Below are 3,705 nucleotides of genomic sequence, written 5' to 3'. Positions count from 1 at the left end.
TATAAAGGAAATATTTTTATTAAAATTTAATTTATTATTTAATAATACTTAAGAGATATAATTAAATTTACTAAAATTAAAACAAAGGAGAAAGAAAAAATGAAAAAAATGATGATGATTTTAACTTCATTAGCATTAACAACACCAATTGCAGGGGCTGTAATTGCTTGTAAAGATGTTAACAAAGGGGGCCAAACTGAAGATGGGTTTCCAACAGTTACTAATATTAAAAGACAATTAAAAAAAGAAGGGTACAATATTGATAATTTAGATGTTGATTTGGCACCAGGAATGAAATCAGTAATAATCCGTTTTATGCCAGAGGCACCAAACCGACCATTTTCAACAAAAGAAATGGCTTTAACATGACCAACAACTGACATTAATAAAATTATTACCGTTACATCAATGCCATATGATAAAGGAATGGGGAGCCCCTTAGCAGCACAAACTGTATTAGATGCTGTTAATGGCTTAAATGGGACGAAATTTACTCTTGCTGATGTTGACGTTGATGTTGATCAAATAACTCATAATTCAACAATTACTCCAAAAGCGGGGGGAAATTTTACTGGGGCACCAATCACAATTGTTAATGAACCAATCACTTTTCCTGAAGCCTTTCCGCTAACAAATATTGGTGATATCTATATTGATGAAACATTATGAAATAATTATAAAGATAAGCAGGAGAATAACAAAACAGCGTTAACGGCTGCTATTATGGAGTTTGTTGGCGATCGCAATCGTTTTGCAGCTTTATATAAAAAGACAATGTTGGAGGTAATGATGAATGCCATGATAAACGATGATGTTACCTTAACAATTGATACAAATACTGGTGTGGGAAATCTAAAGATTGAAGCAAGTGCGGTTGGAGTTATTAATAAATCAGTTTTAACAGCTAACTTTACCATTCATTCAACGCCACGAAAATTTTTAAATGATAAGAATGCAAAGCCAACATCGGGTAGCACAATTAATGTATCATTAGATAAAACTTATACTGAAGCAACAGTTGATATGTTACGTTATGATCTTGTGACAAAGTTATTAGGACAAGAATTTGCTGATCAATATAAAGATATTTGGTATGATGAAATTTGAGTAGTCTTTAAAGCAGACAATTCAGGAGCAACGGTTAATGCTAAACCAGGGTCAAAAATTTTAGCAGCATCTGATGCTTTAGCATCATTAATGACAAATATTCCATCGTATACTTTAAATGTAACTTTTGCTTAAAAGAAAAAAGAAACTCATTAACTTATGAGTTTCTTTTTTTGTTATGACAGTTTATAATTAAAAAGACATATTAATGATCGTTTATAAAATTAAGGGGGAGCAGTATGACAACAATTTCATATGTTTTATTAGGTATTATTTTAGGTATTTTAGTTATTTTTTTAGGAATTTATTTATTTAAATCAAATAAAAAAACAATGGCCAATAATGATTCAGCATTATTACAAAAAGATATTCAAGCATCAAAAGAAATTTTAGAAAAACAAGTAACAATGTTACAAGGGCAACTTACAGAACAAAAACAAGAATTATTAAAATTAATTAGTGAGTTTCAGCGTTCTTCGATAACTAATGATAATGAGTTTAATCGAAATCTTACAAGCTTATATGAGGGTTTAAATAGTTTTAAAAACAATTTATCAAAGCAAGACAGCGATTTAAAAAATAACTTAAATCAACAGGGGCAGTCTATTTCAAAATCATTTAGTGATGTTTTATCAAATTTAAATGTTTTAAAAGAATCATCAGTAACTTTAAAAGAAGTCGAAGAAAAAGTTAAAGCATTAAATGATATTTTTTTAAATAATAAAAAACGAGGTAATTTAGGAGAATATTTGTTAGAAAAAGTATTGAGTGATATGTATGGGGAAGGACATCAAGGATGAGAACGCCAGTATCGCTTACCAACCGGAACCCTAGTTGATGCGTTAGTTAAAACTGGCGGAGCGAAGGAAAACATTGCGATTGATGCTAAGTTTCCGTTAACAAATTATAATAAATATTTAGAAACTAGTGAAAAAGCAATTAAAGATAAATTTTTAAACTTATTTAAACAAGATTTAAAAGATCGCATCAATGAAGTTGCAAAATATATTAACTTAGAAAATGAAATTTCAAGTGCAATTATGTTTGTTCCCTCAGAAGATTTATTTGCTTTTATTTATGGTCAATTCCCTGAGGATGTTATTACTTTTGCTTTTCGAAAGAAAGTGTGAGTTACTTCACCAACAACTTTGTCTGCTATTTTATTTGTGTTAGAAAAACATATGCGTGAAGTTGCTTTTAATAAAAACTTAGAAGTTATTAAAAATAATTTATTGCGAATAAAAAGTGAATTCGACCGTTGAGTTGAACGATGAGAAGAATTTACGAAAAACTTTACAAAATTAAATGGCAATATTGACCAATTAAATACCACACACCATAAAATTCATAGTCAATATAATAAAATTTTAAATGATCAACAATTAGAACAACCTCTTGATGAAGTCTAAAACAAAGAGGAAAAGGAAAAACCATGTATCCAAAACTAATATGAAATTTACCCCGTATTAAAACAAATTGCCAAATAATGGTGCAAGAATGTACAACTAGAAACTTAGACCTTGTCGGGGTTGTTAAATTGGGGGCCGGCCAAGAAAAAATTGTCTCAACATTAATAGAAAGCGGAATTAAAACAATTGCTGATTCCCGCATTTTAAACTTGCAACAATTTGTCCATTTTCCAGTTAGAAAAATGTTATTACGATTACCAATGTTAAGTGAAGTTACAATGGTTGTTAATAATGCTGATTGTGTTTTGGTATCTGAACTTGCAACAATTAAGGCTTTAAATCAAGCGGCACAAATTATTAATAAAAAATTTGAAATAATTTTAATGATTGAAACTGGTGATATTCGCGAGGGATTATGAGATGAGGCATTAATTTTTCAAACAGTTAAAGCGGTATTATCGCTATCGCATATTAAGTTAACTGGTTTAGGAACTAATTTTGCTTGTTTTGGTGCAACAGTTCCCACTGTTAAAAAATTAAATCAATTAGCAAACTTAAAACAACAATTAGAACAACATTTTAATATTATGTTGCCAATTATTAGTTGTGGTAATTCAAGTCATATTACAATTTGAGATAACCCACAATTAGACCGAGCAATTAATCAAATTCGGAGTGGGACAGCTTTATTAATGGGTTTAGGTTTAAATGATGAACCAATTCCTTTTTTACAACAAGATAATTTATGATTAGAAGCTGAGATTATTGAATTGCAAACAAAGCCAAGTGCATCAATTGGAGCACGAGGATTAGATGCTTTTGGCCGGGTAAAAGAATTTGATGATGTTGGCAATCGGGTAAAAGCAATAATTGCCTTAGGACGACAAGATTGTCCTTTCGAGGAATTAACACCTTTTGAAAAAGGAATTACTATTTTAGGACAATCAAGTGACCATACAATCTTAGATGTTGCTGATTATCAGGAACAATTAGCAGTTGGTAGCATTATTAAATTTAAAACAACATATTTAGCAAACTTAATGTTAGGAACTAGTTGTTATGTTCAAAAAGAATTTTTAGAATAACAATAGTTTGGTTAACTACTCTTACTTGGCTATGGTAAAATAATATTACTAAATCAAAAAAGGTTTAGGTTATTTTTATGGTATAAATAAATTTTTAAAAAATA

Annotated in this window: 3 protein-coding genes; all 3 read left to right on the top strand. The window is 29.6% G+C overall.

Annotated elements, in window-relative coordinates; all coding sequences use genetic code 4:
- Positions 1–99: 99 nt before the first annotated feature.
- The 3 genes from TS70_RS06080 (at position 100) to TS70_RS08745 (ending at position 3,601) form a co-directional block, all read left to right on the top strand.
- Positions 100–1,242: a hypothetical protein gene (locus TS70_RS06080; protein WP_198049719.1), complete on the top strand. Its 1,143-nt coding sequence runs from the start codon at positions 100–102 to the stop codon at positions 1,240–1,242.
- A 104-nt stretch (positions 1,243–1,346) separates the two neighbouring features.
- Positions 1,347–2,516 (top strand): DNA recombination protein RmuC, encoded by a 1,170-nt coding sequence (gene rmuC, locus TS70_RS06075; RefSeq protein ID WP_198049718.1) that lies wholly within the window; start codon positions 1,347–1,349, stop codon positions 2,514–2,516.
- Between the two features lie 23 nt (positions 2,517–2,539).
- Positions 2,540–3,601 carry an alanine racemase gene (locus tag TS70_RS08745; protein WP_198049717.1) on the top strand — a complete coding sequence of 354 codons (1,062 nt, stop codon included), beginning with the start codon at positions 2,540–2,542 and terminating at the stop codon, positions 3,599–3,601.
- Positions 3,602–3,705: the final 104 nt, after the last annotated feature.

Origin of the sequence: Spiroplasma sp. hyd1 (assembly GCF_016082235.1) — a bacterium.
Classification (GTDB): Bacteria; Bacillota_I; Bacilli_A; order Mycoplasmatales; family Mycoplasmataceae; genus Spiroplasma; species Spiroplasma poulsonii.
Note: the sequence above shows the minus strand (reverse complement) of the source record. Positions and strands in the feature narration are given on the sequence as shown.